2 protein-coding genes are annotated in these 1,349 nt (G+C 73.8%); both read left to right on the plus strand.

Annotation, left to right across the window (positions count from 1 at the left end; all coding sequences use genetic code 11):
- Window positions 1-402: 402 nt before the first annotated feature.
- Entirely contained in the window at window positions 403-1,071 is a 669-nt protein-coding gene (locus tag AC08OP_RS17910; RefSeq protein ID WP_476615244.1) for a cysteine dioxygenase, read from the plus strand.
- Window positions 1,068-1,349, plus strand: a 282-nt coding sequence (locus AC08OP_RS17915) for a rhodanese-like domain-containing protein (protein WP_476615245.1), incomplete at its 3' end; no start/stop codon positions are given. The genes AC08OP_RS17910 and AC08OP_RS17915, both read left to right, overlap by 4 nt.

Genomic DNA, 1,349 nt, shown 5'->3' on the forward strand with positions numbered 1-1,349 from the left:
CGGACCTGGGCCGGGTCGTCAGCGCGGCGTGTACCGGGCGGGCCTGGGCCAGCGTCATCCTCCCGCGGCGCCGTCGGCGGCGGCTCGTCGTCTGCCGTCCCTAATCGGTTGATCGGCTGGTCCAGCTGGCAGTTCTGTCGCCCCGCCCCGACGGTCCGTCGGCCTCGCGACGCCACGCTCAGCCCGTTCGCACCGTGATCTCCACCGCTCTGCGCCGTCGCACTCCGTGCCTGCGCCACGGCGGGCCACCGCCGGCAGGACATCACCATCGTGCTCATTCGATGCGGTGACCCGGCGCATCAGTCTCGCGCGCGGCACCGCTTCTCCCCGCCCGGCCCTGTCCGGCGGTGTGCCGGCGAACGTACCCGCGTCCCGGCATCACCCGCGTCTTGGGAGTGACTCGTGCCCCTCCTCCACCCGGTCCTCATCGCCGACCCCACCCGCATCGCCGACCCCTTCGTGCCGGCCTCGTGCCTGAGCGATGAGCCGGGCCTCATCGACCTGGCGACCCTGTGCGAACTGACCGCCGCGGTCGCGGCGACGCCCGAGGTCTGGCGTCCCGTCATCCGTCACCGTCCCGATCGCCGGTGGTACACCCGGCTGCTGCTCTCCGCGACCGTGGAGGTGTGGCTGATCGGCTGGTACCCGGGGCAGCAGACGGAGGTACACGATCACGGCGGCGCGCTGGGTGCGCTGACGGTCGCTGAGGGTTTCGTGGAGGAGGACCAGTACGACCGGAGCTGGACCAGCTCCCAGGTGCACCGGCACAGGACCGGGGCTGTGGTCGGCTTCGATGCGACCCACGTCCACCGGGTCGCCAACCGCGGCCGGCAGGTCGCGACGACGATCCACGCCTACTCCCCACCGGAACTGTCGATGCGGTTCGCGCCGGCGCCGGCCGATGGCGGCCGTGCGGAGGATCCGCGTGCCGTCGAGATCCCACCTGCGGCCGCGGCAGCCACGACGGACCTGGGCCCGGCCGTCACCATCGGCGCGGCCACCGCGATGATCGAGGCGGGCAGGGGCGACCGCGGGGCTCCGACCCCCACGGTGGCCGGGAGCGGCGCATGACGGCAACCGAGCACGCCACGGCCACACCACCGAGCCGGATCGACGCGATGCTCGCGGCGGCCCGGTCCCGGCTGCACCGACTCGAACCGGCGCAGGCCGCGCGTGCCCTGGCCGAGAACGGCGACGCGGTGCTGGTCGACATCCGACCCGCGGCGCAGCGCGCCGCGGAGGGGGAGATCCCCGGCGCCGTCATTGTGGAGCGCAACGTCCTCGAATGGCGGTTCGACCCCACCAGCGACGCGTGCCTGCCGCTGGCGACGGGGGACGACCTGCAGGTC

The sequence above is a fragment of the Frankia sp. CeRuru1 genome (assembly GCF_977966315.1).